This is a genomic window from Streptomyces sp. ICN903, from assembly GCF_022015835.1.
GTDB classification, from domain to species: Bacteria; Actinomycetota; Actinomycetes; order Streptomycetales; family Streptomycetaceae; genus Streptomyces; species Streptomyces fenghuangensis.
The window spans coordinates 1-2,773 of the sequence record NZ_JAKMAY010000477.1 but is presented as its reverse complement, the minus strand read 5'-3'; the positions used below and the strand labels follow the sequence as shown (position 1 = coordinate 2,773).

Below are 2,773 nucleotides of genomic sequence, written 5' to 3'. Positions count from 1 at the left end.
GGTACGGGCGCTGCTCGTCGGCGGGGCCGGGCAGCGGGCCGGCACCCGCGGTCCCGGCGGTACCGCCGGGACCGGTCGGGAAAGCCCCGGACGGAGCGGAGGCGTCCCGTGCCACGGAGCTGTCGGCGGGCTTGATGAGCCAGCGCGAGGTGGGCACGGCGTAGGCGCTCACCGAGAACGAACCCGCCAGCGACTGCCACACGCCCCCGCCCCCGCCGCGCCGCCCGGCCGGATCCAGCCGGTACAGCTCGGTGGCCGACCGCACGGCCGCGCCGACGTCGCGGGGGAAGGACAGGCCGACCTCCGGTGCCGGATCGGCGTCCGCCAGGCCGATCTCGTGCAGCGGGACGGGACGCCCCAGCTTGCTGCCGATCGCGGCGGCGATCAGATGGGGGGCCACGCCCTGCGGCACCATGCCCTTGGAGACCCAGCGGGCGACCGACGTCTTGTCGTAGCGGAGGGTCAGTCCTCTCTGCGCCCCGAGGTCGTTGACCCGGCGGGCGAGCCCGGCGTTGCTGATCCCGGCGAGGGCGAGGACGGCGCCGAGTTTCTCGTTCGGCCCGCGTGGCTCCCTGGACATGCGCACCCCTGACACACACCGACGGCCACCCCGTGCCGCGCACACGGGGCATTCGTCAACCCAGCGTAGTTCGCCGCATCCCTACCGTTAAGGGCCGTCTTCCGGGATGGCGGGATTCGTGCAGGCTCCGCGGCGCGCGGGCCGGCGGCTTGCGAACGGCGCGCGGGACGCCGGCGGGCACTCCGGGCCGCACCGCGCATGCTCCCCCGGCGTGTGCTCCGGGTGTGTGCCGGTGCGCCTGTCCGTGCGCTCTGTGCGGCCCGCACAGGGGGCGTTTCCATGGGTGCTGCGTGGGTCGGCCCACTGCACTGGAACCAGTGGGCTGGGGGAATGCCGTCGTCCCACTCCCCGCGGACGGCGGTCCGGTCCGGGAGGTGGTGAAGCCTCCCGGACTGCCGGAGAGGCGCCGGCACCGCACCGGCGACCCGCCGGCAGGGCTTCGACAACACGCCGACGAGACGCCGACGATGATTCGTTAGGCATATCTCACGGCAAATATTTGGCCGAATGACGCCGCTCCCCGCGGAGCCGTCGAGCGGGCCGTCACGGCGCCGGGGTCCGGCGCCGGCTTCCGCGCGTCCGCGTGCCCGGACACCTCCCGCACGCCCATCCCGTGGCAGCATGGTCCGCAGCGACGGCGGTTGACGGCTGCCGACGGTGACCCGCCACCGATCGGCCGCCGCCGACGGCGAGTTACCGATCCACGGGGCCATGCGGAGGCGGCGATGCGGTGGTTGGTGGGATGGGCCGCAGACCACGCCTCCGGCGCGGGCGGCGCGGCCAGACCCGGGCAGACGATCCAGCCGGTGGGGGCGCGGCAGTTGTGGGACGGCCCCGACCCGCTGTGGGCGGTCGGCGACTGGCGACCCGACGAGGTGCGCCTGGTCGAGGCCGACGGCGGCAGCAGACTCGCGGTGCTGGGCTCCTGCGGCGCCTCCGACGAGCAGCTGCGCATCGGGCTGTTCGCCGCCCGCGGCGGCGCCCTGCGCCACCTGACCGCCTGGCCCGGCAGCTACACCGCGGTCGTACGCGTCGGCCGCCGCGTCACCATCACCACCGACCTCGCCGGCGCCCGGCCCGTCTTCCACACCCCGTGGGCGGGCGGCACCGCCTACGCCACCGCCGCACTGCCGCTGGCCGACCTGATCGAGGCACAGCTCGACGTCGGACACCTCGCCGCCCTGCTCGCCTGCCCCGACGCGCCCGAGGCCCTGGGCGACGGCACGCCCTACGCGGGGGTGCGCCGCGTGGCACCCGGACACGCGCTGGTCATGCGCGACGGCCGCAGCCGCGAGACCGTCAGCTACGAACCCGCCGTCCCCACCGTCGTCGCCGCGCCCCCCGTCGACGCGGAGGCGGCGGTCGCCGGGGTGCGAGAGGCGCTGGTGGAGGCCGTACGGGTGCGGCTGGCCGCCCCGCGCCACGCGCCCGTGCCCGACCTCGGCAGCCTCGACCCCGGACCGGTCCCCGGCATGGGACCGGCCCAGCGGCTCGCGGACCGGCCGGGCGGGCGGGTCAGGGGCCCCGCGCCCGGCATCGGCGCCGACCTGTCGGGCGGCAGCGCGTCGGCGACGCTCGCGCTGCTGGCCGCCGGACTGCCCGGCGTCCCGGGCACGGTGTACGGCACGCCGGGGACGTCGGCGGGCGAGCGGCTGCTCGCCGTCACCTTCAACGACCTGACACTGGACCCGCTCTCGGGACGCGAGGCCGAACTGGAACGCGCCCGCAGCATCGCGGAGAACCCCCGGCTGCACCACGTCGTCGTCGCCGCCGGCGAGGAGGCCCTGCCGTACGCCGGGCCCGGCGGCGGCCCGCTCGCCGACGGGCCGCTGACCGACGAGCCGGGCCCCTCGCTGGTCGTCGCCGAACGGCACCGGCTGCGCCTGGCGGCCGGCAGCGCGGACCACCTGTCCGGATACGGCGCCCGCGAGGTGCTCGACGCCCACCCGGCCCGGCTGGCGGACCTGCTGCTGGACCGGCGCCGCCGCCACCTGCTGCGGCCGGTCACGGCGCTGGCGAAGGCGGAGGGCGCGACCGGGCGCTCGGTGCTCGTACCGCTCACCGTCTACCGCGCGGCACGGAGACTGGCCCGTACGCCGTACCGGGACGGGGTGCTGGAGACGGCGCGGCGGCTGCGGGAGCGGGACGTCACCGGGGTCGGGGCGGGCTTCGGGACCTGGAGCGCGGGCGCTG

The 2,773-nt window shown here is 77.0% G+C and carries 1 protein-coding gene and 1 pseudogene; one reads left to right on the top strand and one right to left on the bottom strand.

Going from position 1 to position 2,773, the window contains the following annotated elements:
- A pseudogene (locus L7D48_RS27895) lies at positions 1–580 on the bottom strand (hypothetical protein); the annotation flags it as partial.
- 725 nt (positions 581–1,305) lie between these two features.
- On the opposite strand from L7D48_RS27895, the gene L7D48_RS27890 reads away from it, so the two are divergent.
- A partial coding sequence (locus tag L7D48_RS27890) for an asparagine synthase (protein ID WP_237883733.1) occupies positions 1,306–2,773 on the top strand: 1,468 nt, incomplete at its 3' end.